Annotated in this window: 22 protein-coding genes and 1 tRNA gene; 10 read left to right on the top strand and 13 right to left on the bottom strand. The window is 51.5% G+C overall.

From position 1 onward, the window contains the following. Nucleotide 1: 1 nt before the first annotated feature. The 7 genes from tssJ to tssH all read right to left on the bottom strand — a co-directional run bounded on the left by tssJ (nt 2) and on the right by tssH (nt 6612). Nucleotides 2–535, bottom strand: coding sequence for a type VI secretion system lipoprotein TssJ (tssJ, locus tag HEN33_RS18755; RefSeq protein WP_016233836.1), 534 nt, complete (start codon nt 533–535; stop codon nt 2–4). Between the two features lie 67 nt (nt 536–602). Further along, entirely contained in the window at nt 603–1088 is a 486-nt protein-coding gene (locus HEN33_RS18750) for an Hcp family type VI secretion system effector (RefSeq protein ID WP_103253949.1), read from the bottom strand. Nucleotides 1089–1323: 235 nt separating this feature from the next. Further along, nucleotides 1324–2838, bottom strand: a complete 1515-nt coding sequence (tssC, locus tag HEN33_RS18745; protein ID WP_163425190.1) for a type VI secretion system contractile sheath large subunit — start codon at nt 2836–2838, stop codon at nt 1324–1326. Between the two features lie 24 nt (nt 2839–2862). Next, nucleotides 2863–3408 (bottom strand): type VI secretion system contractile sheath small subunit, encoded by a 546-nt coding sequence (tssB, locus tag HEN33_RS18740; RefSeq protein WP_000996814.1) that lies wholly within the window; start codon nt 3406–3408, stop codon nt 2863–2865. Between the two features lie 61 nt (nt 3409–3469). After that, complete coding sequence (locus HEN33_RS18735) at nt 3470–3760, bottom strand: hypothetical protein (RefSeq protein ID WP_176263494.1); 291 nt, start codon at nt 3758–3760, stop codon at nt 3470–3472. 2 nt (nt 3761–3762) lie between these two features. Next, nucleotides 3763–3966: a hypothetical protein gene (locus tag HEN33_RS18730; RefSeq protein WP_242460307.1), complete on the bottom strand. Its 204-nt coding sequence runs from the start codon at nt 3964–3966 to the stop codon at nt 3763–3765. Nucleotides 3967–3978: 12 nt separating this feature from the next. Further along, the gene (tssH, locus tag HEN33_RS18725; protein WP_176263493.1) at nt 3979–6612 is read right to left on the bottom strand and encodes a type VI secretion system ATPase TssH; all 2634 of its coding nucleotides are present in this window, start codon (nt 6610–6612) and stop codon (nt 3979–3981) included. A gap of 332 nt (nt 6613–6944) precedes the next feature. Here tssH and tagK point away from each other — a divergent pair, with 332 nt between their 5' ends. Genes tagK through HEN33_RS18695 form a run of 6 tightly spaced genes read left to right on the top strand, consistent with a single transcriptional unit; the run spans nt 6945 to nt 13112 of the window. After that, nucleotides 6945–7856: a type VI secretion system-associated protein TagK gene (gene tagK / locus HEN33_RS18720; protein WP_176263176.1), complete on the top strand. Its 912-nt coding sequence runs from the start codon at nt 6945–6947 to the stop codon at nt 7854–7856. After that, a complete protein-coding gene (locus tag HEN33_RS18715) occupies nt 7843–8673 on the top strand; it encodes a type VI secretion system accessory protein TagJ (protein ID WP_176263177.1) in 831 nt (276 codons plus the stop codon). Before tagK ends, HEN33_RS18715 begins: the two co-directional genes overlap by 14 nt. Next, a complete protein-coding gene (tssE, locus tag HEN33_RS18710) occupies nt 8670–9164 on the top strand; it encodes a type VI secretion system baseplate subunit TssE (RefSeq protein ID WP_176263178.1) in 495 nt (164 codons plus the stop codon). The genes HEN33_RS18715 and tssE overlap by 4 nt, the downstream gene beginning before the upstream one ends. A gap of 15 nt (nt 9165–9179) precedes the next feature. Beyond that, nucleotides 9180–11063, top strand: coding sequence for a type VI secretion system baseplate subunit TssF (gene tssF, locus HEN33_RS18705; protein ID WP_176263179.1), 1884 nt, complete (start codon nt 9180–9182; stop codon nt 11061–11063). Then, nucleotides 11060–12055, top strand: a complete 996-nt coding sequence (gene tssG / locus HEN33_RS18700; protein ID WP_176263180.1) for a type VI secretion system baseplate subunit TssG — start codon at nt 11060–11062, stop codon at nt 12053–12055. Before tssF ends, tssG begins: the two co-directional genes overlap by 4 nt. Before the next feature lie 10 nt (nt 12056–12065). Next, complete coding sequence (locus HEN33_RS18695; RefSeq protein WP_103253956.1) at nt 12066–13112, top strand: type VI secretion system protein TssA; 1047 nt, start codon at nt 12066–12068, stop codon at nt 13110–13112. Nucleotides 13113–13244: 132 nt separating this feature from the next. On the opposite strand, the gene HEN33_RS18690 is transcribed toward HEN33_RS18695, so the two are convergent. Next, nucleotides 13245–13321: transfer RNA gene (locus tag HEN33_RS18690), tRNA-Asp, on the bottom strand. 132 nt (nt 13322–13453) lie between these two features. After that, nucleotides 13454–14185, bottom strand: coding sequence for a DNA polymerase III subunit epsilon (gene dnaQ, locus HEN33_RS18685; RefSeq protein WP_001366128.1), 732 nt, complete (start codon nt 14183–14185; stop codon nt 13454–13456). A gap of 64 nt (nt 14186–14249) precedes the next feature. Here dnaQ and rnhA point away from each other — a divergent pair, with 64 nt between their 5' ends. Continuing rightward, nucleotides 14250–14717 carry a ribonuclease HI gene (gene rnhA, locus HEN33_RS18680; protein WP_000917883.1) on the top strand — a complete coding sequence of 156 codons (468 nt, stop codon included), beginning with the start codon at nt 14250–14252 and terminating at the stop codon, nt 14715–14717. Here the strand turns inward: rnhA and HEN33_RS18675 are convergent. Beyond that, nucleotides 14714–15436: a class I SAM-dependent methyltransferase gene (locus HEN33_RS18675; protein WP_137427673.1), complete on the bottom strand. Its 723-nt coding sequence runs from the start codon at nt 15434–15436 to the stop codon at nt 14714–14716. The two genes, rnhA and HEN33_RS18675, sit on opposite strands and share 4 nt — an antisense overlap. 33 nt (nt 15437–15469) lie before the next feature. Here HEN33_RS18675 and gloB point away from each other — a divergent pair, with 33 nt between their 5' ends. Next, nucleotides 15470–16225: a hydroxyacylglutathione hydrolase gene (gene gloB, locus HEN33_RS18670; RefSeq protein WP_001052715.1), complete on the top strand. Its 756-nt coding sequence runs from the start codon at nt 15470–15472 to the stop codon at nt 16223–16225. A gap of 71 nt (nt 16226–16296) precedes the next feature. Next, entirely contained in the window at nt 16297–17655 is a 1359-nt protein-coding gene (gene mltD / locus HEN33_RS18665; protein ID WP_176263181.1) for a murein transglycosylase D, read from the top strand. Nucleotides 17656–17702: 47 nt separating this feature from the next. On the opposite strand, the gene HEN33_RS18660 is transcribed toward mltD, so the two are convergent. Together HEN33_RS18660 and HEN33_RS18655 are read right to left on the bottom strand one after the other, a co-directional pair. Further along, on the bottom strand, nt 17703–18473 hold the full coding sequence (locus tag HEN33_RS18660; RefSeq protein WP_176263182.1) for a class I SAM-dependent methyltransferase: 771 nt from the start codon (nt 18471–18473) through the stop codon (nt 17703–17705). A gap of 77 nt (nt 18474–18550) precedes the next feature. Continuing rightward, nucleotides 18551–19351: an endonuclease/exonuclease/phosphatase family protein gene (locus tag HEN33_RS18655; protein WP_176263183.1), complete on the bottom strand. Its 801-nt coding sequence runs from the start codon at nt 19349–19351 to the stop codon at nt 18551–18553. Nucleotides 19352–19591: 240 nt separating this feature from the next. Here HEN33_RS18655 and yafC point away from each other — a divergent pair, with 240 nt between their 5' ends. Continuing rightward, entirely contained in the window at nt 19592–20506 is a 915-nt protein-coding gene (gene yafC / locus HEN33_RS18650) for a DNA-binding transcriptional regulator YafC (protein WP_176263184.1), read from the top strand. On the opposite strand, the gene dkgB is transcribed toward yafC, so the two are convergent. After that, the gene (dkgB, locus tag HEN33_RS18645) at nt 20503–21306 is read right to left on the bottom strand and encodes a 2,5-didehydrogluconate reductase DkgB (RefSeq protein WP_176263185.1); all 804 of its coding nucleotides are present in this window, start codon (nt 21304–21306) and stop codon (nt 20503–20505) included. The two genes, yafC and dkgB, sit on opposite strands and share 4 nt — an antisense overlap. Nucleotides 21307–21521: the final 215 nt, after the last annotated feature.

Here is a 21521-nt window from a genome sequence, read left to right as displayed (position 1 = left end):
TTTACTCATCCCGTTCTTTAATCACTATGGCGCTTTGCTCTATGCCTGCATCCAGTTCGACTTTTTTCTTTGGCATAAAGCGGCTGTACCAACTTTTTTCCGGTGGATCAGGAATTTTATATGTAGCCCGCCAGACCGATTTTCCCAGATTGCGGTATCCGGCGAGGATCCCCAGCGTGGTGGTTTCCTTATTGAGGGAGCGGCGCAATTTTTTCTCCTCGCCCGGACGCAGAATAAAGCTGTCGCGGTGGAGTAAATCATCAGCAAGAACAGCCTTGTCATTGTCCTGAAGGGACCACCAGTCCGCCGCCGTGAAAGCTGCATCATTTTTCAGTTCATAAACGCGTATCTCTATGGGCGCGGCTTTTTTCTGATTGTCAGGATTCACCTTATCGGAAGCCTTCATCACCAGATCGAGTCTTTGTGACATCAGGTCCGGCACGTCGTCGCTGTCAATGCTGCACCCGGAAAGCAGGCAGACAAAAGACAAAGCTACCGCACATAACCACCCACCGGGGTTACGCCATTTATTCACTGTAATTTCCTTTAAAATCAAATAATAAAAACCGGCCTGGCTATTTACCGGGCCGGAAAAGTACCGCTTAAATTTCTTTATTGGCCTTGAAGTCGTAGCCTGCGGTGATGGTGCCGCCGCTGCCACCTTGCTGGTTCTGCACCACGTATTCCTGCTTCACGGTGCTGAAAGAGAGTTCGACTGTTTCACGGGAGGCAATTTCACCTTCTTTACTGCCGCTGGGCGATACAACCGCCACAATCAGGTCAGTGAAGGTATATTTGAGATATTCCAGCGGATTGCCGCCTGCTTTACGCATGGTCAGCACAGCTTTCGGAATGTGTTTGCCAGAGGCGCAGTACTTGAACAGGTTCGGACTGGCGCGATCGATATAGTGGTCAAAGTCAAGGTTAGTCACGGAGACTTTACCGGATCCCAGACCGCTGCCCGCGTGCATGGTGGACTCCTGGTGGATATTCCAGCGCCAGCTCAGCACCTCAATTTCATTTTTATGTTTGTCATCCATTGACTCGCCGTCAATGCCGTCAATTTTCAGAAAAATGTCATAAGCCATTTTCATTTCCTTATTTAGAATTACTTAAAAATAACCTCTGATTTATCTGTACATCTGGATACAGGTAAACCATTGCCGTACAGAACCCCCTCTCCTTAATTTCAGAAGAACAGAAGGCTGTATAATTTCCGGTACTGAAATACCGGGAAGATATTTATTTACCTTATAAATAAATCATCAAAACAATAATTTTAGCCCTGCGTTTCTCACTCAATATATTCACAAAATAAATAAATCAGGCATTACCCTGTTTTACCGACGGCAGTTTTGTGACCAGACGCAGTGATCCTGTTAACCCTTCAAGCTGAAAATGCGGGCGCAGGAAGAATTTGGCATCGTAATAACCCGGATTACCTTCCACCTCTTCCACCACCACTTCGGCAGCTGCTAGTGGGCGACGAGCTTTGGTTTCCTGTGAGGAGTTCACCGGATCGGCATCGACGTAGTTCATGATCCACTCATTGAGCCAGCGCTGCATATCTTCGCGCTCTTTGAACGAGCCGATCTTGTCGCGCACGATGCATTTGAGGAAGTGTGCAAATCTTGAACAGGCGAACAAATAGGGCAACCGGGCGGAGAGATTGGCGTTGGCCGTGGCGTCCGGATCGTAATATTCCTGCGGTTTTTGCAGCGACTGTGCGCCAATAAAGGCGGCATAATCAGAGTTTTTGCGGTGGATCAGCGGGATAAAACCGTTTTTGGCCAGTTCAGCTTCACGGCGATCAGAGATGGCAATTTCCGTCGGGCATTTCATGTCCACGCCGCCGTCATCGGTCGGGAAGGTATGACAGGGCAGATTTTCCACCGCGCCACCAGATTCCACACCACGGATCAACGTACACCAACCATAATGTTTGAAAGAACGGTTGATATTTACACCCATCGCATAGGCGGCATTGCTCCAGACATATTTGCTGTGATCTGCGCCATCCGCATCTTCTTCAAAATCAAACTCATCGACAGGGTTTGTTTTCGCACCATAAGGCAAACGGGAGAGAAAACGTGGCATCGTCAGGCCAATGTAGCGAGAATCCTCGCTTTTTCGCAGCGAGTTCCACGGTGCGTATTCGAGGTTTTGGGTCACGATTTTGGTCAAATCACGCGGGTTAGCCAGTTCCTGCCAGGAGTCCATCTGCAACACTGACGGAGAGGCACCGGCAATAAACGGCGCATGGGCTGAGGCTGCTACTTTGGCAATGGAACCGAGCAGATCCACATCCGGTGGCGTGTGATCAAAATAATAATCTGCAATAATACAACCGTAAGGTTCTCCACCTAACTGTCCATATTCAGCTTCATACAGCTTTTTGAACATGGGGCTTTGATCCCAGGCTATCCCTTTGTAACGTTTCATATTTTTCCGCAATTCATCCTTCGAAAGGTTCATAAAGCGGATTTTTAATTTTTCATCGGTTTCAGTGTTGTAAACCAAATGTTCCATCCCACGCCAGGAGGACTCCAGTTTCTGAAATTCTGGATGACTCAGGATTAGTTTGATCTGCTCAGTTAATTTGAAATCGATCTGCTCAATAATCGCAGCAATACTTTTATAAGCGTCGTCACTGACGGTGACGGTATTTGTCAGAGCCTGTTGGGCCAGCGTCTGAACTGCTGCCTCAACAGCCTTTGCTGCCTGAGGTGTCTTGGGACGGAAGGCTTTATCCAGGAGCGAATCAAATTCAGTGTCCTGATAGGCAGTGGTTTGCGCAGCAGAGAGATCGCCAGTCGCCAGAAGAGTATCGTTTACCATGAAAGTTCCTTAATAAAATCGCAGTTAGTCTGCTGTTCCTGTTTCACCTGATAAGACACTTTCCTGTTGAGCGACAGGTTTTGGCGCACTGGCCAGAGCTTTCAGTAACGTAGGGTCTTGTAATAGTTTGTTGATAAGATTTTCTGCTCCCGCTTTACCATCCATATACGTTTGTAGGTTGGCAAGCTGAGTACGCGCTTCCAGCAGCTGGTTCAGGGCATCCACCTTACGGGCAATCTGCGCAGGCGAAAAATCGTCCATATTCTCCAGCGTGATATCGACCATTAACTGCCCTTCGCCCGTCAGCGTATTGGGGACAGCAAACGCCACGCGCGGCGCAATGGCTTTCATCCGCTCGTTGAAGTTATCGATATCAATATCAAGGAATTTACGATCGGTGACCGGTGGCAGCTCTTCGCGTGGTTTACCGGCCAGATCGGCCAGCACCGCCATGACAAACGGTAGTTCGATTTTTTTCTCGGAGCCGTAAATCTCAACGTCATACTCAATCTGCACGCGGGGCGCGCGGTTGCGGGCAATAAACTTCTGCGCGCTGTTGTTGATAGCCATAATCCTTCATTTCCTTATCAGTGAGCCGACGACCACCAGGGGAGCGGTTCGACGGTACAGTTTAAAAATCATACGCAGAGAGTATTTTTATAATCTCTTTGTTTTCTTTGTACTTTTCCCGCAGCACAGGGAGTGATTTCTTCGCTGGAGGACACCAGGTATCAACCCCCTTTTCGATGTCTCTTTTATCCTTCTCTGGTAAAGAACTGTCCCATTCACCAGCAAGATGCTGGCACATTTCCGCATTACTCAGAAAATGCTGCACATCCTGTGGTAAAGACGGTTCCCCCTGAACACAGAAAGCGAACATCATTAACAGGAATGTCCACAACACCGGATAACGAAATGTCATACTTAATGTCCATCAATTGACCAGTGCATGAGATATGCTCTGGCGGGAGGGCGATATGTTGCAGAGATACTGACCCTTGCACGCGCATTACCAAGCGCGCGCAAAAAATTATCTACCGATGCACGAAAAGTCCCCTGCAAATCATTAGTGGAAGAACTTCCAGGAAAGCGACTGACCCACAGTGCGCCACTTAATTCTTTTGCCATAAGGATGCTCCATTAATCCGTTTCAAAAATAATCTGTTCATCCTCATCAACACGAATGCGGATTTGCGTGATGGCCGTTTTCTCTGTCATTGCCTGCAACCAATAACGGGACAGTTGTGGGAGGATATGTTGTTCGATATAGCCGATGAGCAAACGAGCGCCGGTTTCGTGCATCGGGCAGCGCGACACAATATGCGTAATCAGTTCATCGCCATACACCAGTGAAACGCCATGCTGCTCCGCCATCCGATCCATCAATCTGCCAAGATGCAGGCGGGCAATAACACCACGCGCGGTCTCATCCAGCGGTAAATAAGGAATAACCGTCACACGCCCCAGGAAAGCCGCCGGGAAGTGTTTACGTAACTCCGGCATTAACGCCTCTTTTAGTCCTGCCGAATCAGGCATCAGCGCCGGATCATCACAGAGCTGGCTGATAAGTTCCGCCCCAGCATTAGTAGTCAACAATAACGTGGTATTTTTGAAATCGATGTGAACACCTTCGCCGTCCTCCATCGCGCCTTTATCGAATACCTGGTAGAACAGCTCGTGGACATCGTGATGGGCTTTTTCAATCTCATCGAGCAGCACAACGCTCCAGGGGTGACGACGCACCGCTTCCGTCAGCACGCCGCCTTCACCGTAGCCGACATAACCGGGCGGTGCGCCTTTCAGCGTGGAAACGGTGTGGGACTCCTGAAACTCACTCATGTTGATGGTGATCAGGTTCTGCTCACCGCCGTAGATGGCTTCTGCCAGCGCCAGTGCGGTCTCGGTCTTGCCGACACCGGACGGCCCGGCCAGCAGAAAGACACCCACTGGTTTGCGCGGATCGCCTAACCCCGCCCGCGCGGTCTGGATACGCTCGCCAATCTGCGCCAGCGCAGCCGTCTGCCCGGTAACACGCTGCGCCAGACGGGCGGGAAGTTCCAGGATCTGACTGGCTTCATCTTTCACCATGCGTCCGGCGGGAATGCCGGTCCAGTCGGAGACAATTGCGGCCACCACAGCCGCACTCACTTCCGGGAACACGACGGGGTTTTCCCCCTGCCAGTCTCTTAGTGCCGTTTCTGCCTGTTGTAGAGTGATTTCGTCGCGCTCGCCAGGCGCTGCGCCGCGTTGCTCCTGTAAACTGCGAACCAACTCCAGTTCCTGCTGCCACCGCGCTTCGGTGTCAGAAAGATCGGCATTAAGCGATATAATCCGCGCCGTCAGTACATCGCCCCGCTCCGAGCGGATACCCATTTTTTCCTGCTTTAATAACAACTCCTGCTCCAGTTCGGCAGCGTTGAGCTGCTGGCGCAGATACTGGACTCTCGCAGGCGGGGTATGCAGCGACAGCGCTACACGGGCCGCCGCCGTATCCAGCAGGCTGATGGCCTTATCCGGTAGTTGCCGGGCCGGAATGTAACGGTGAGAAAGCTTTACGGCGGCGCGCACGGCCTCATCAAGGATCAGCACGTCATGGTGTTTTTCAAGCGTGGTAACTAACCCGCGCACCATCTCAACAGCCGCAACCTCCTCCGGCTCAGCAATCTGCAATACCTGAAAACGCCGGGTCAGCGCCGGATCCTTTTCGATATGGCGTTTGTACTCGCTCCAGGTGGTTGCGCCGATGGTGCGCAGGGTGCCACGCGCCAGTGCCGGTTTCAGCAGGTTGGCAGCATCCCCCGTCCCGGATGTACCACCAGCGCCCACCAGCGTGTGAACTTCATCAACAAAAAGGATCACCGGCTGCGGCGAGCGCGCGGCCTCTTCCAGCAACGCTTTCAGGCGGGATTCAAATTCACCCTTCATGGAGGCCCCAGCCAGCAGCGCTCCAACATCCAGTGACAGCAATCGCACGTTACGCAGTGACGGCGGTACTTCCCCCCCGGCAATCGCCAGCGCGAATCCTTCCACCACTGCCGTTTTCCCGACCCCCGCTTCGCCGGTCAGTAGCGGGTTGTTCTGGCGACGGCGCAGCAGAATATCCGTCATAGTACGGATCTCGTGTTCGCGACCGGTGACCGGATCGATATTGCCTTCACGGGCCAGCGCAGTCATGTCCTGGCAGTATTTCGCCAGCGCGGATTTGCTTCCGGTTGATTCGCCGGCAAAGACCTGGCTAGCTTCCCCCGGTACTGCAGAATTTAAATCCGAGCCGTCATAAGGCATCTCTGTTAATTCAGGAGATGAAGTGATTAAAGACGGAAGAATATCTAGTAGTTCATCTACCGGTAGCTCTGCCAATGGCGCACAAATATTTTTTAACACCCGACACAATTCTGGCGTGGTTAACCAGGCAAGTAATAACCATCCACTACGAATTTTTTGATCGCCAAAGCGGATACTTGCTAACATCCAGGCTTTTTCAACTGAAAGATCGATATGATGGGAAAAATCGTTAATTACACTCGCTCCGGCAGGCAATATATTCAATTGCTGAATTAACGCCTTCTCAACATCAGCAGATGTTATTTGATAATGTCGAAGCACATTGTGAATGTCATTCTCTGGTTGTTGTATTAACTGATGCAACCAATGCGTCAGTTCGACATAAGGGTTAGCGCGTAATTTACAGAACGTCGTCGCAGATTCCAAAGATCTAAACAAAGATTTGGTTAGCTTTCCATACAGTGCACTGCGCGAAACAGGAGTGTCCATCTGTTACACCTAATGATGTAATAACATATAAATGATACATAAAAATAACTGTATCGATTAAAACTTCTAATTAATAGAATTATCAAAAAGGCAGAATAAAACAATGATGCATATCACAGAACACAATGTAATATAGCAGGTAGTATCTTTTTCATGGTGATATTCAATAGAGCAAGCCAATTTCATACGCACCGTGAATATATTAAATTGTAAATCGCCACTATATATTTCCGTGAAAACTTATATTGATAAAGTAAATTGATCAGCTTTGCTTATCTAAAAATTTAGAAAACTTATTCTTTTGAAAGAAACACTCTACACAGTGATACGCAATGAAACCAAATATTACGTGGGGACTCCAAAAAATACAGGCGCATGGGATCGCCGATAACACAATTTACGCGACTGAAGGAACACAAATTATCTTCACCGTTACCTCTCCCTGGATTCCTGTTTTTGATGTGAATGATGATGTAAAGATTGCGCTCAGACTGACCCGCCACGAAGAAGCATGGTGGATTATCAATCAGTCTACCGAATATTGCTGTACGGTAAACGACCAGATTGTGGAACCTCATCACCGTATGCGTCTGAATGAAGGCGACCTGATAGAATGGGGATTATCTTCATGGTGCCTTGTGCATGGCAATCCATCATCTCCGAACCTAAGCGCAGTAAAGACATCGCAGACTGCCACCACGTCGGAAACAATAACCGAATATCTGGATCTGGATTGGTTCAGGCAGCAGCATCTGACATCACAAAATCCATTCGATATCATTCCTGTTCATGGAGCCTCCTCCACCGGAGAAGATGCGGAAAAAGAAAATGCCCTGACCCGACTTTATCAGGAATACCGCGAAGCGTTGTTATCTCCCGAACAAGATCTTCATCGCCATGCTGATCCTTTTCCCTTTAACGAAGAACCCTCCTCGCAGGATCTGGATTCATTGCGTGACCTGGTCACTGAAGCCGAGACATTGCAGGATATGGTCACTGGCGGGTTAAGCATTGACGCTATTCTCAATGTACTGGATGCCACCGGCGAAGATGAAACTATCTGGCCTGTCGAAAACACTCCCCCTGACATCCTGCATTTACTTTCCCCGGAATACGCCCCGGAAACAGCGCATAACACCGTTCTGCCCGACCTGACACGCAAAGAGCATCGCATCATTGGCATTGACAGCCATTACCGGATAAACCCGGCACAACACGGAGATACCTCTCATGATAAACAATAACGAGCTACCGGCTACCCTGTCGGCGCTGCTGCGGGATTATTCCGTGGCGGAAGGCATTCAGATGGCCGAGCAGCAGGTCAGGATGCTCCCAGCGCAGACCTTCCGCCGCCACAGTCTATTTCAGTTATTGTGCGTGGCAGGCGACTGGTCGCGGGCACTGCAACAGATCCAGCTATGCGCCCGGATGGACGCAAATTATACCCGCGAAGCGCAGGTATTTGGCGAGCTGATCCGCTGTGAGATATACCGCCACGCCTGCTTTCAGGGAGAACAACGGCCCGATTTTATTCTTCCGCCGCCCGCCTGGATGGAGGATCTGCTGACCGCCCTCGCCTGTAACGCCCGTGGTGAAGCGCAGGAAGCTGACGCCCACCGCAGCCGCGCACTTGAGGCCATAACAGATACTGCAGGGCAGTGGAATGGCGGCGCATTTGACTGGATTAGCGACAGCGACTCCCGTATCGGTCCGGTACTCGAACTGATCGCGGGCGGGGTATATATCTGGCTGCCGTTTTCACAAATCTGTTCGCTGAAATCGCCGCGGCCTGCGCATCTGACCGATTTGCTCTGGAAACCCATCAACGTCACCCTGCACAACGGTGACACGCACAGCGCCTGGCTGTTTCCCCGCTACAGCGGCTCTGAAAAGGCCGCCGATACCCTGCGTCTGTGCCGGGAAACGGTCTGGCAGGACGGGCCGGGAGAGACGCTGGTACAGGCGCAGGGTCAGAGGGTGTGGCTCACCAGCCAGGGCGATATCAGCCTGCTGGATTTGTCCACCTGTACCTTTAATACCTCCGAAGGAAGCGACGCGTGAGCACCTCCCGCCAGCGTCCGGGCAGCCACCTGCTGCCCACACTGTTTGACCGCCTGTGCGATGACGCCCCAGACCAGAAGCGCGACCACGATATCAGCGTCAGCCCGGTTCAGCTTAAGGAGATCATCCGCCGGGATTTGTCGTTTCTGCTCAACACCGTCAGCCATGAAGATGATATTGATGCCGCACGTTACCCACACGCGGCGGCATCCGTACTGAACTATGGCCTGCCGCCACTGGCGGGCAGCTTTCTGTACGAACACAAATGGGACGATATTCGCAGGGCCATTTTGCGTACCATCATCCGGTTTGAACCCCGGCTGAAAGCGTCCACCCTGCAAATCATCCCACTTCAGGATGAGCGCCACCAGAGCGGCCATAACACATTACAGTTTGAAATTCGCGGCGAGATCCTCACGCAGCCCTACCCGATGGCATTCCGGGTACGCAGCGCGCTGGATATGGAACAGAGCCGCATTACGTTTTTTTAATTCAGAGAGAAACCGATGGATCCACGGCTACTGGAATACTACAACCGCGAACTGAGCTATCTGCGGGAAACGGGAGCCGAATTTGCCGCCCGTCATCCTAAAGTCGCCGCCAGACTGGGTATGCAGGGAACGGATATTGCCGATCCGTATGTGGAGCGTATGGTCGAAGCCTTTAGCTTCCTGACCGCCCGCACGCAGCTAAAAATTGACGCTGAATTCCCCCGTTTCACCCAGCGCCTGCTGGAAGTAGTCAGCCCCAATTACGTCACCCCCACGCCCTCAATGAGCGTGGCGCAGCTCCATCCCGACCCGGAAGAAGGCGATCTGGCGAAGGGATTTACCGTCCCGCGCGACACGGCCTTTTTTTCCGCCATTCCGGAAGGCGAAAGTACCGCCTGTCAGTTTCGCAGCAGCCAGGATGTAACGCTGTGGCCGCTCGCCATCGAAGAGGTGCGACTGACCGCCGCACCGCCGGATATGCCTGCCCTGCACCGCTCTCTGCCAGCCAACATTCACGTCGCTGGTGCGCTGCGTATTACCCTGCGCACCTTTGGTGAACTGACATTCAGTCAGCTTGCAGGGCTGGACAGGCTTCCGTTTTATCTCTGTGGCGAGGAGCGCACGGCCTCACACCTGTTCGAACTGCTACATACCAGCGCCATTGCGACCCTGGCTGGCATTCCGGGGCATTTTGACGGTGCGCTGGATGTGAATCTGCAACATCCCGTTATGTACGAAGGCCTGGAGCTGGATCAGGGGCTGCTGCCGCTGGCGTGGAACGTGTTTCACGGTCATAACCTGCTGCATGAATATTTTGCCTGTCCAGAACGCTTTTATTTTTTCACCCCGACAGGCCTGTCTGCCGGGTTACAGAAAATTGACGGTGGCGTGGCGGAGATTGTTATCCTGCTGAACCGCCTGCCGCCGGACTGGCTGATCCACCAGACAAACGCGGCACAGTTCAGCCTGTTCTGTACCCCGATTATCAACCTGTTTCCCCGCGTCACCGCACGGATCGATGTCACGCACAGCACGACGGAACAGCATCTGGTGGTAGACAGAACCCATCCACTGGATTATGAGGTGTTCTCGGTCCAGGAAGTGGAAGGGCTGGAAACCGACACCACACGGAAGATGGCCTTTCGCCCGCTCTACCACACCCGCAATAATGATGAAGGCAATCACGGACGTTATTTTTCCCTGCGCCGGGAGCCCCGCCGCTTATCAGAAAACGCCCGCCGTTACGGCACCCGTACCCCCTATACGGGCTCGGAAGTGTTCCTGTCGCTGGTTGACCAATATGAAGCGCCGTACCCAGAAAATCTGCGCCACATCACCATCACGGCCATGGTCACTAACCGCGATCTGCCCTGTCTTATTGCACGTAATGGCCGGGACGATCTAACCGTGGATGCGGCAATCCCAGTGGCGGGCGTAGGGCTTATCCGCCCGCCGCGCTCGCCGCAGCCCCCGCTGGCTGAACGTGAGATGGCCTGGCGTTTGATCCGCCAGTTATCCTTTAATTATCTGCCGCTCGCCGATCTGGATCACCGTACCGGCGGCCAGGCGCTGCGCGATCTGCTTAACCTGTTTATTCCGGCGCATGACAGTCCACAGTCGCGCCAGGTACGCAGTCTGATTGGCTGCAACACCACCCCGGTCACCCGCCGTCTGCCCGGTTCCGGGCTGCTGGTCTATGGGCGCGGCGTCAGTTGTGAACTGACGGTGGATGAGGAAGGGTTCTCCGGTATCAGTCCGTATCTGTTCGGCCTGGTGCTGGAGCACTATATCGCCCGTCATGTTTCCATTAATACCTTCTCGCAGATGACGCTGCACAGCATGCAGCGCGGCAAAATTATGACCTGGCCTGTCAGGGCGGGACAGCGGGGAAGCGTATGAGCGACGATTTCACTCAGGCGCAGGAAACCCCATGGCGTTACGGTTTTCTGAACCTGATGCGCCGCGTGGATGTGCAGTTGTGTACCGTTCTGGCGGGCAACACCTGGCAACCACGGATGGAAAAATTTCGCCTCGGACAAACGCCCACGCTGACCTTTGCGCCACGGGAAATCGCCAGTGTGAGCTGGCAGGAAGGACGCCTGCACATCAGCCTGTACAGTCTCGGGCTGTGGGGGCCGAACGGCCCGCTGCCGCTGCACTACACCGAACTGGCGCGTAACCGGACCGAAAGCCGCCGCGATCCGACGCTGACCCGTTTTTCCGATCTTTTTCATCACCGCTGGCTGACGCAGTTTTACCAGGCCTGGCGCAGCGCACAGTCAGCCGGAGGCGGTCTGGATAAACCGCAACATGACCGCTTTGCCTTTTATGTCGCCAGCCTCAGCGGGCAGGATTTGCGGGAGAGCGCCGACAGCCCGCTGCCGGATCACATTCGCCTGGCAGCATCGGCGCATCTGGTGCGTGAGTCCCGCAACCCCGACGGGCTGGCCGCCACGCTGGCTCACTATTTCGGCGTGCCTTTCCGGATACAAGAGTATGTCCTGCACTGGATAGCCGTGGCGGACGATGAGATCACCCGGCTGGGGATGCCTGCTTCCTCTTCCGTTATTGGCAATGGCGCACTCATCGGCCAGGCGGTGCCGGATATGCAGTATAAATTCCGGCTGGTGATTGGCCCGCTGACGCTGGCCGATTATCAGCGTTTTCTGCCTGGCGGCAATAACCTGCCAGTCCTGACGGAACTGGTTCGCGCTTTCACCGGTTTTGAATACTGCTGGGAAATTGAGCTACAGCTTAAACCACATGCTGCCCCTCCGGCTGTTACCGGTGGCCCATACCAGCTTGGCTGGACCGCCTGGGCCGGTAAAGCCATGCACGACAACCCGGTGACGGGCATGATTTTCGAACCTGAACACTATCTGGCGCACTGAGGATAATTTTATGGATACATCCCTGTCTGACCCTGTTTCGGCGGAATGCCCCTGCGGCCCGGATCTGGAGTACGATCCCGAGTACCTGCTGCTGTTCACCCGCGCCGCGCCGCGTGAAGAAGCGCAATATGGCGATTTTGTCAGTACGCCGGAAATCATTAACTGGGCGGAGCTTGAGCGGGATGCCCGCCGCCTGCTGACGCGCAGTAAAGATATCCGTATTCTGGTTGTCCTGCTGCGCTGCCGTATCCAGCAGGCCGGTGCCAGGGGACTGGCGGAGGTACTCACGCTGCTGGAAACGTTGTGCGCCACGTACCCGGACGCCATCCACCCGCAACTGCTCGCGACTGAAGATATCACCGCCGAAGAGGCGGCTGTGGCACGCAGTAACGCGCTGGCGGCGTTGCTGGACCACGAAGGCGTAATGGCGGATATCCGGGGTATCACGCTGTCAAATAATGTCGCCATGCGCCTTCAGGTACGGGATGTGGAGCGTTCGCTGTCTGCATCACGCCCGGCGGATGCGCTGGCACCGGAATCGGTACGCCAGCAACTGGCCGACCTGGAAGCGCGCGGCGCACTGCCACTTGACGCCTTTCGCCAGGCCGCAGAGACCACTGAGCGGCTGCAACGCCATGCGCGTGAAACGCTGAATGAACAGGCACCGAACCTATCCCGTCTGACACAATTGCTGGCTCTGTTGCCGGGAGCGATACGGACCACCACGCCGGAGATCCTGCCACAACCAGTAGTTGAACAGCCGGAGAGCACCGCCATCGTTCATACTGAACAGATATCGTCAGAGCAGATTGCGCTACCGGTGCATATCGCGGAGGAAATATCACCGATGTCCGGCGCAGAACCCAGGCAGATCCGCGACCGGAACGACGCGCTGGAACGCCTGCGTGTCATCCGTCGCTGGTTTGAGCACAGCGAACCGAGCAGCCCGACCATTCCTTTGCTGCGCCAGGCAGAGCGCCTGGTCGGAAAACGCTTCTCGGAGGTTATAAATGAAATTCCAGTAGAACTGCTGGAAAAATGGGATGCGCTGGAGTAACAGAAGTGGCCAGAATTTATAATGTCTGGCCATTTTTTAAATCATATTCGTTTTACTTCCTGAGTGAAAAAATTCTCGCTTCACCAAAACGACGAAAGCCCGAATCATTACTGATTCGGGCTTTCTGAATATTGGCGGAACGGACGGGACTCGAACCCGCGACCCCCTGCGTGACAGGCAGGTATTCTAACCGACTGAACTACCGCTCCGCGTAGTGTTCCGTTGGGAACGAGGCGAATATTACGGATTGCCTCACCCTTCGTCAATGGTTTTTCTCATCTTTTGAATCGTTTGCTGCAAAAATCGCCCAAGTCGCTATTTTTATCGCCTTTCACAGATAATTACGCCCGCCAGAGGCAGCTTCCGCCCTTTTTCTGCACCAGATCGAGACGGGCTTCATGTGCCGCAAGCTCTTCATCTGTCGCAAAAACAACGCGTAACTTACTTGCCTGACGTACAATGCGCTGAATTGTTGCTTCACCTTGTTGCTGCTGTGTCTCTCCTTCCATCGCAAAAGCCATCGACGTTTGACCACCGGTCATCGCCAGATAAACTTCCGCAAGGATCTGGGCATCGAGTAATGCCCCGTGCAGCGTTCGTTTACTGTTATCTATTTCGTAGCGGGCACATAACGCATCGAGGCTGTTACGTTTACCGGGAAACATTTTCCTCGCCACCGCAAGGCTATCGGTGACCTTACAGAAGGTATTGGTCTTCGGAATATCGCGCTTAAGTAACGAGAACTCGTAGTCCATAAAGCCGATATCGAACGCTGCGTTATGGATCACCAACTCAGCGCCGCGAATATAGTCCATGAACTCATCGGCTACCTCGGCAAACGTGGGCTTATCGAGCAAAAACTCATCGGCAATACCATGTACGCCAAAGGCTTCCGGATCCACCAGCCGATCGGGTTTGAGATAAACATGGAAGTTATTGCCCGTCAGGCGACGGTTCACCACTTCAACGGCACCAATCTCAATGATCTTGTGGCCTTCATAGTGCGCACCAATCTGGTTCATACCGGTGGTTTCGGTATCGAGAACGATCTGGCGTGTAATTGCAGTGCTCATAGCGGTCATTTATGTCAGACTTATCGTTTTACAGTTCGATTCAATTACAGGAAGTCTACCAGAGATGCTTAAACAGGTAGAAATTTTCACCGATGGTTCGTGTCTGGGCAATCCAGGACCTGGGGGTTACGGCGCTATTTTACGCTATCGCGGACGCGAGAAAACCTTTAGCGCAGGCTACACCCGCACCACCAACAACCGTATGGAGTTGATGGCCGCTATTGTCGCGCTGGAGGCGTTAAAAGAACATTGCGAAGTCATTTTGAGTACCGACAGCCAGTATGTCCGCCAGGGTATCACCCAGTGGATCCATAACTGGAAAAAACGTGGCTGGAAAACCGCAGACAAAAAACCAGTAAAAAATGTCGATCTCTGGCAACGTCTTGATGCTGCGCTGGGGCAACATCAAATCAAATGGGAATGGGTTAAAGGCCATGCCGGACACCCGGAAAACGAACGCTGTGATGAACTGGCTCGTGCTGCGGCAATGAATCCCACACTGGAAGATACGGGCTACCAAGTCGAAGTTTAAGCTTGTGATTTACGACATTGTCGGGTGGCTCCAACCGCCTGGCGAATTCGCGGCTTGTTTTTACTCTGTTTCATCGGATTTAGCGTTAAAGGAATAGTCCGTTTCCGGGCAACAATAAGTTGTAAGCAACCAAGCGCAGGAATATGCGCATTCAATAGTTTTCCACCATGTTTGTTCCACGGGAGAACGTGGAAACGGCTGGCGTGTAGCACTTCAAAATTCAACAACGAGAGCCAGTCCAGCTGCCGCATCAGAGTAAACATCCGGCTGTTATAGGGCGAGGTTTTGCGCAATACCGGCACAAGTTTGCGTAATCCCATTAAACTGATGGGATTGAAGCCACTAATGACCAGCCAGCCATCATCAATCAATACCCGATCGGCTTCACGCAATAAACGATGCGGATCGGTGCACCACGGCAATGTATGTGCCAATAGACAAACATCAACGGATTTATCGGCAAAAGGAAGATGAAGTGGGTCCGCCTGTACCTGGACGGGCATTCCTTGCGCAGAAACATTCACTTGATGAGAAACCGCGCACGCTTCGCAATTGATTTCTGCGCTTAAATTGCCAATCTTAAGCAGATGAAAACCATACATTTTAGTGAACCACGGGTTGAGCTGGCGCTCCAGCGCTTTGCGATAAAGCTCTCCCCAGGGCAAATCGCCCCAGCGATCAGGAGCCACGACAGTTTGAGGGACTCTTGCCGGTTTCATCACAACCTTCCGTTTCACACTGAGAGGTAATCTATGAATCTTAACAGTATTCCCGCCTTTGATGACAATTACATCTGGGTTTTGAATGATGAAGCAGGTCGCTGCCTGATTGTCGATCCCGGAGACGCAGAGCCAGTATTAAACGCCATTGCCGCCAATAACTGGCAACCGGAGGCCATATTTCTCACCCACCATCATCACGATCACGTTGGCGGCGTAAAAGAACTGGTGGAAAAGTTTCCGCAAATTGTGGTGTATGGTCCACAAGAGACACAAGATAAGGGAACAACACAGGTAGTCAAAGATGGCGAAACTGCCTTCGTTTTGGGGCATGAATTTAGTGTAATTGCCACACCGGGTCACACTTTAGGACATATCTGTTACTTCAGTAAACCTTATCTATTTTGCGGCGACACGCTGTTTTCTGGTGGGTGTGGTCGGTTGTTTGAAGGGACAGCATCACAAATGTATCAATCACTTAAAAAGTTAAGTGCGTTACCTGACGATACATTGGTATGTTGTGCTCATGAATATACGTTATCAAATATGAAGTTTGCTTTGAGTATTCTTCCGCACGATTTGTCCATAAATGATTATTATCGTAAAGTTAAGGAGTTACGGGCAAAAAATCAAATAACACTACCCGTAATTCTGAAAAATGAGCGGCAAATTAATGTTTTTTTAAGAACAGAAGATATTGATTTAATTAATGTAATTAATGAAGAAACATTATTGCAACAACCTGAAGAACGTTTTGCATGGTTAAGGTCAAAGAAAGATAGGTTCTGATAAAACTTTCTTGTCATCGGCTCCGTTCGCCGTTATGATCGGTCGTCTTTTAAGCAACTATTGACACACACATGAAGGCAAAAGCGATATTACTCGCCTCTGTCCTGCTCGTGGGTTGCCAGAGTACCGGCAACGTTCAACAGCACGCACAGAGCCTTTCTGCAGCTGGTCAAGGGGAAGCAGCAAAGTTTACAAGTCAGGCACGATGGATGGACGATGGGACGTCTATCGCGCCAGATGGTGACTTGTGGGCTTTCATTGGCGACGAGCTAAAGATGGGAATTCCGGAAAACGACCGGATTCGCGAACAGAAACAGAAATATTTACGCAATAAGAGCTATCTCCACGATGTAACTTTACGGGCAGAGCCGTATATGTACTGGATAGCCGGGCAAGTTAAAAAACGTAACATGCCTATGGAACTGGTACTACTACCCATAGTGGAGAGCGCTTTTGATCCTCACGCGACGTCTGGCGCCAATGCCGCAGGTATTTGGCAGATCATTCCGAGCACGGGGCGCAATTATGGTTTGAAACAGACCCGTAATTATGACGCGCGTCGCGATGTTGTTGCTTCAACAACTGCCGCGCTGAACATGATGCAGCGTCTGAACAAGATGTTTGACGGCGACTGGCTTCTGACCGTAGCGGCTTATAACAGCGGCGAAGGTCGGGTCATGAAGGCAATTAAAACGAACAAAGCGCGTGGGAAATCCACGGACTTCTGGTCGTTACCGTTGCCGCAGGAAACGAAGCAGTACGTGCCTAAAATGCTGGCATTGAGTGATATTCTCAAAAACAGCAAGCGTTATGGCGTACGTCTGCCAACGACCGATGAAAGCCGTGCTCTGGCGCGTGTGCACCTGAGCAGCCCGGTTGAAATGGCGAAGGTTGCTGATATGGCGGGGATTTCCGTCAGCAAGCTGAAGACATTCAACGCTGGCGTGAAAGGCTCCACGCTGGGCGCAAGTGGTCCGCAGTACGTGATGGTGCCAAAGAAGCATGCAGATCAACTGCGTGAGTCTCTGGCTTCAGGCGAAATTGCTGCTGTACAGTCGACGCTGGTTGCCGACAATATGCCGCTTAACAGCCGTGTTTACACCGTACGCTCTGGCGACACGCTTTCAAGTATCGCTTCACGTCTCGGCGTAAGCACCAAAGATTTGCAGCAGTGGAACAAACTGCGCGGAACTAAGCTGAAGCCAGGCCAAAGTTTGACGATTGGTGCAGGCAGTAGCGCACAGCGACTGGCAAACAACAGCGATAGCATTACGTATCGTGTGCGCAAAGGCGATTCGCTTTCAAGCATTGCTAAACGCCACGGCGTGAACATCAAAGATGTGATGCGCTGGAACAGCGACACTGCGAATCTGCAACCAGGCGATAAGCTGACGTTGTTTGTGAAAAACAACAACATGCCAGATTCCTGACAAACCAGATAATAAAAAGGCACCGATTCCCCCGGTGCTTTTTTTATTTATGCTGCTTTATGTGCTTCTACCATGATGATATCACTGGTGAAAGAGCCGTCATTCTGCAAGGCAAAATACGTTCTCACCTCTGTCGATGCGCTCTGTTGGTAAATGCGAATAGCGTCTACTAACGCTTCTGGCGTACGCATTCTCGCGACCCATGAAGAAAATTCCAGCGGTAACTTATCTGTAATTAAATTATCAACTATCAGATTGGCTTCATTGATTAACCTCAACCACTCACCGCTGGCGTAGTTTCGTACGTGAGAGGTATCGCGTAATGCTTCTACCGTCTGTAACCAGATGTCGCGCACTGGGTGACCCGTAGACATTACGTCCATCACAATCAGCCTACCGCCAGGTTTCAATATCCTATTCACTTCACGCAGTGCTGCACCAACATCATGCCAGTGATGGGCAGAATAACGGCTGATAACAATATCAAATGCGTTATCGGCAAATGGCAGACTTTCGGCATATCCCTGGCGGGTGGTGATATTTTTCAGTTGCCGGGCTTCGGCAGCTTGTGCCACGACATCCAGCATATGGGCAGATAAGTCATACGCCACCACCGTGCTCACGTTTTGCGCAGCGACAAAGCTGGCATGCCCTGCTCCGCAGCCCATATCAAGTACACTTGCATCAGGATAATCAGCCAGACGCTCCGCCAGGCGCTGTAAATCTCGTCCGGATGCATGTACGGTACTGGTCAGATATTCGCTGGCTTGAGAGCTAAACTGCTTTTCTACGTGGTCATGGTGGGATTGTGTTGTCATTGCGCTGTCCTTTTGTTATTTGAGTATAAAAGGGCAGCGCCAAACGTTGGTCTGCCCTGTGGCAGACCTGACATACCTTATTTATCAGGCTTGCCGGGACTGAATTCAACGAGTAGCGGATTGTGATCGGAAGCGCGCGTAACCAGTACAGAAGCTTCGCTGACGTTCAGACCACGGTAGAAAACAAAATCGAGCGGGCGACCAAACGCCCGACGGCGCTGATCATCGGTAAAACGCACCTGGCGCAGCGACATTTCCCGCGCAAAGCGATATAACGCGTTCATCCTTCTACGGCTCCAGGCATTGAAATCTCCCGCCATAATGACCGGGCCACTGTGGTGAGCTATCTGATCGCCAATTGGAAGTAACTGCTTACTATAAACATCTACGCCCAGACTGAAGTTGACGGCGTGTATATTAACCACCATCAACAGGCGGGTGTCAGGTAATGGATAGACCGTCACCAGTGCCGACTTCGCCAGACGCAAAATGGGTTCTCGTTCACGTAACGGGCAGCAATACACTGGATGCGCCGCCGAAAGGGTCATTACGCCAGAAGGATGTTGTGGCAGTACGAAAGCCGGTACCTGATCGGCGGCAAGATAGTTAGCGGTCGCAAACTGTACTAACTCTGGCGTTGTCTGCGCTTCCTGCAATAACACCAGATGCGCATCTTTGCCGTAGTTCTTTAATACCGACAACCATTCAGCGCATTGCTGTTTGTATATGTTCCACACCAGGATCCGAATACGCTCTTCAGTACTTAACGGTTCTCCGGGTGGTAATGCCTGGCCGATGCTCGCAAAAGACCCCGGCGGTAAGATCCTTTCCGCAGGTTGTCCGGCAACATAGCGCATGGCATAGGTGTTTTTTCGCACTTTTGACTTTGAAACCTCTATTACGTCAACCCTTCCGCACTCGGGAGGGTTCTACTGTTATAGGGATTTTAGCTCACTCTTTCAACGAGCAATTGTATATTGTTATGTAAGCAAGTGCTTACACCGGTCAGAATTTTGCTCATTGTTGAGAACATTAAATCGGATGACATATCACGTATCCTGATGGTTTAATGACAAATAAATTCAAAATATCTCTTCTATTTTGCAACAGGAGCAAAAATGAAAGCCACGTCGGAAGAACTCGCCATTTTTGTTTCGGTCGTAGAAAGCGGCAGCTTTAGCCGGGCAGCGGAACAATTAGGGCAAGCAAACTCAGCGGTAAGCCGGGCAGTGAAAAAGCTGGAGATGAAACTTGGCGTTAGCCTGCTTAATCGGACCACGCGACAACTTAGCCTGACGGAAGAAGGCGAGCGTTATTTTCGTCGCGTACAGTCAATTTTGCAGGAGATGGCAGCGGCAGAATCAGAAATTATGGAGACGCATAATACACCGCGTGGACTGTTACGGATCGATGCCGCAACTCCAGTGGTGCTGCACTTTCTGATGCCGTTAATTAAGCCTTTCCGTGAACGCTATCCGGAAGTTACTTTATCGCTAGTCTCCTCCGAAACGATTATTAATTTGATCGAAAGAAAAGTGGATGTCGCGATACGCGCTGGTACGTTAACGGATTCCAGCTTACGTGCCAGGCCGTTATTTAACAGTTATCGAAAAATTATCGCCTCCCCCGATTATATTTCCCGCTACGGGAAGCCAGAAACGATCGACGATTTAAAGCAACATGTTTGCCTGGGATTCACTGAACCCGCTTCCCTCAATACCTGGCCGATAGCCTGTAGTGATGGACAATTACATGAGGTAAAGTACGGTTTGTCATCCAATAGTGGGGAAACACTGAAACAGCTTTGCCTGAGTGGCAACGGGATTGCGTGTTTGTCCGACTACATGATCGACAGAGAAATCGCTCGCGGAGAATTGGTGGAGTTAATGGCAGATAAAGTGTTGCCAGTGGAAATGCCATTCAGTGCAGTCTATTACAGCGACCGTGCGGTAAGTACGCGCATCCGGGCTTTTATCGATTTCCTTAGCGAGCATGTAAAAACAGCTCCCAGAGGAGCTGTCAGAGAGGCTTAATCCCATTCAGGAGCCAGACCTTCCGGGCTAACCAGGCGGTCGTTGCAATCCAGTGCGGCGATCGCTTTTTTATCTTCGGCATCAAGCTGTAAATTTTGTGCCTTAAGATTACTCTCCAGGTTTTCACGTCTAGTAGAAGAAGGAATTACCGAGTAACCTTCCCCCATAGCCCACGCCAGAATCACTTGTGCCGGAGTCGCATTGTGTTTAGCTGCGATACGAGCAATAACCTCATTTTTCAGTGCCTTACCATAAGCCAGAGTCATATAGGAAGTAATATGGATGCAGTGCTGTTTAGCCCAATCAACCACTTTACGGTTTTGCAGATAAGGAGAGAGTTCAATCTGGTTAGTAGCGATGTTTTCAGCGCCAACAGCAGCAATCGCTTTTTCCATCAATGGGATCGTGAAGTTGGAAATACCGATCTCACGCGTCAGACCTTGTTTTTTCGCTTCCAGCAGCGCCTGTATAAACTCTTCAACAGAGACTTCATCGTTTGGTGACGGCCAGTGGATTAGCGTCAGATCAACATAATCGGTACGCAATTTTTGCAGGCTCTCTTTCAGACTTGGGGTCAATTTATCTTTGCTGAGATTTTCAATCCAGATTTTAGTGGTGATGTAGAGTTCATTACGTGGCACGCCACTTTCTGCAATCGCCTGACCTACTGCGGCTTCGTTATCATAGATTTGTGCGGTATCAATTGCGCGATAACCAAGTTCAAGCGCCGTTTTCACAGATGAAATAACAACGTCGTCTTTCAGACGAAAAGTACCTAAACCAAATGCAGGGATAGCCATAATATGCCTCTTTTAATGCTATGTTCGTTAACTGAGATGATTATGGACTTTAGACTGTTGCGGAAAAAGGGCGTAAAACGCAGAGGATTTTTGCAATTATGGCAACAATAAACATACAGACGAAAAAAAACCTCGAGCGTTAACTCGAGGCTTCTTAATAGGTGGCGGAACGGACGGGACTCGAACCCGCGACCCCCTGCGTGACAGGCAGGTAT

Source organism: Escherichia sp. 94.0001, assembly GCF_013369155.2.
Taxonomy (GTDB): Bacteria; Pseudomonadota; Gammaproteobacteria; order Enterobacterales; family Enterobacteriaceae; genus Escherichia; species Escherichia coli_F.
This window is presented reverse-complemented; position numbering and strand designations above follow the sequence as displayed.

Coding starts and splice junctions, on each gene's coding strand:
- HEN33_RS18730 (WP_242460307.1), bottom strand. CDS start 3,966: ATGGCAAAAGAATTAAGTGGCGCACTGTGGGTCAGTCGCTTTCCTGGA.
- rnhA (WP_000917883.1), top strand. CDS start 14,250: ATGCTTAAACAGGTAGAAATTTTCACCGATGGTTCGTGTCTGGGCAAT.
- tssC (WP_163425190.1), bottom strand. CDS start 2,838: ATGGTAAACGATACTCTTCTGGCGACTGGCGATCTCTCTGCTGCGCAA.
- tssB (WP_000996814.1), bottom strand. CDS start 3,408: ATGGCTATCAACAACAGCGCGCAGAAGTTTATTGCCCGCAACCGCGCG.
- tssH (WP_176263493.1), bottom strand. CDS start 6,612: ATGGACACTCCTGTTTCGCGCAGTGCACTGTATGGAAAGCTAACCAAA.
- HEN33_RS18715 (WP_176263177.1), top strand. CDS start 7,843: ATGATAAACAATAACGAGCTACCGGCTACCCTGTCGGCGCTGCTGCGG.
- mltD (WP_176263181.1), top strand. CDS start 16,297: ATGAAGGCAAAAGCGATATTACTCGCCTCTGTCCTGCTCGTGGGTTGC.
- HEN33_RS18735 (WP_176263494.1), bottom strand. CDS start 3,760: ATGACATTTCGTTATCCGGTGTTGTGGACATTCCTGTTAATGATGTTC.
- tssG (WP_176263180.1), top strand. CDS start 11,060: ATGAGCGACGATTTCACTCAGGCGCAGGAAACCCCATGGCGTTACGGT.
- HEN33_RS18695 (WP_103253956.1), top strand. CDS start 12,066: ATGGATACATCCCTGTCTGACCCTGTTTCGGCGGAATGCCCCTGCGGC.
- HEN33_RS18750 (WP_103253949.1), bottom strand. CDS start 1,088: ATGGCTTATGACATTTTTCTGAAAATTGACGGCATTGACGGCGAGTCA.
- HEN33_RS18660 (WP_176263182.1), bottom strand. CDS start 18,473: ATGACAACACAATCCCACCATGACCACGTAGAAAAGCAGTTTAGCTCT.
- dkgB (WP_176263185.1), bottom strand. CDS start 21,306: ATGGCTATCCCTGCATTTGGTTTAGGTACTTTTCGTCTGAAAGACGAC.
- dnaQ (WP_001366128.1), bottom strand. CDS start 14,185: ATGAGCACTGCAATTACACGCCAGATCGTTCTCGATACCGAAACCACC.
- HEN33_RS18675 (WP_137427673.1), bottom strand. CDS start 15,436: ATGAAACCGGCAAGAGTCCCTCAAACTGTCGTGGCTCCTGATCGCTGG.
- gloB (WP_001052715.1), top strand. CDS start 15,470: ATGAATCTTAACAGTATTCCCGCCTTTGATGACAATTACATCTGGGTT.
- tssF (WP_176263179.1), top strand. CDS start 9,180: ATGGATCCACGGCTACTGGAATACTACAACCGCGAACTGAGCTATCTG.
- yafC (WP_176263184.1), top strand. CDS start 19,592: ATGAAAGCCACGTCGGAAGAACTCGCCATTTTTGTTTCGGTCGTAGAA.
- tagK (WP_176263176.1), top strand. CDS start 6,945: ATGAAACCAAATATTACGTGGGGACTCCAAAAAATACAGGCGCATGGG.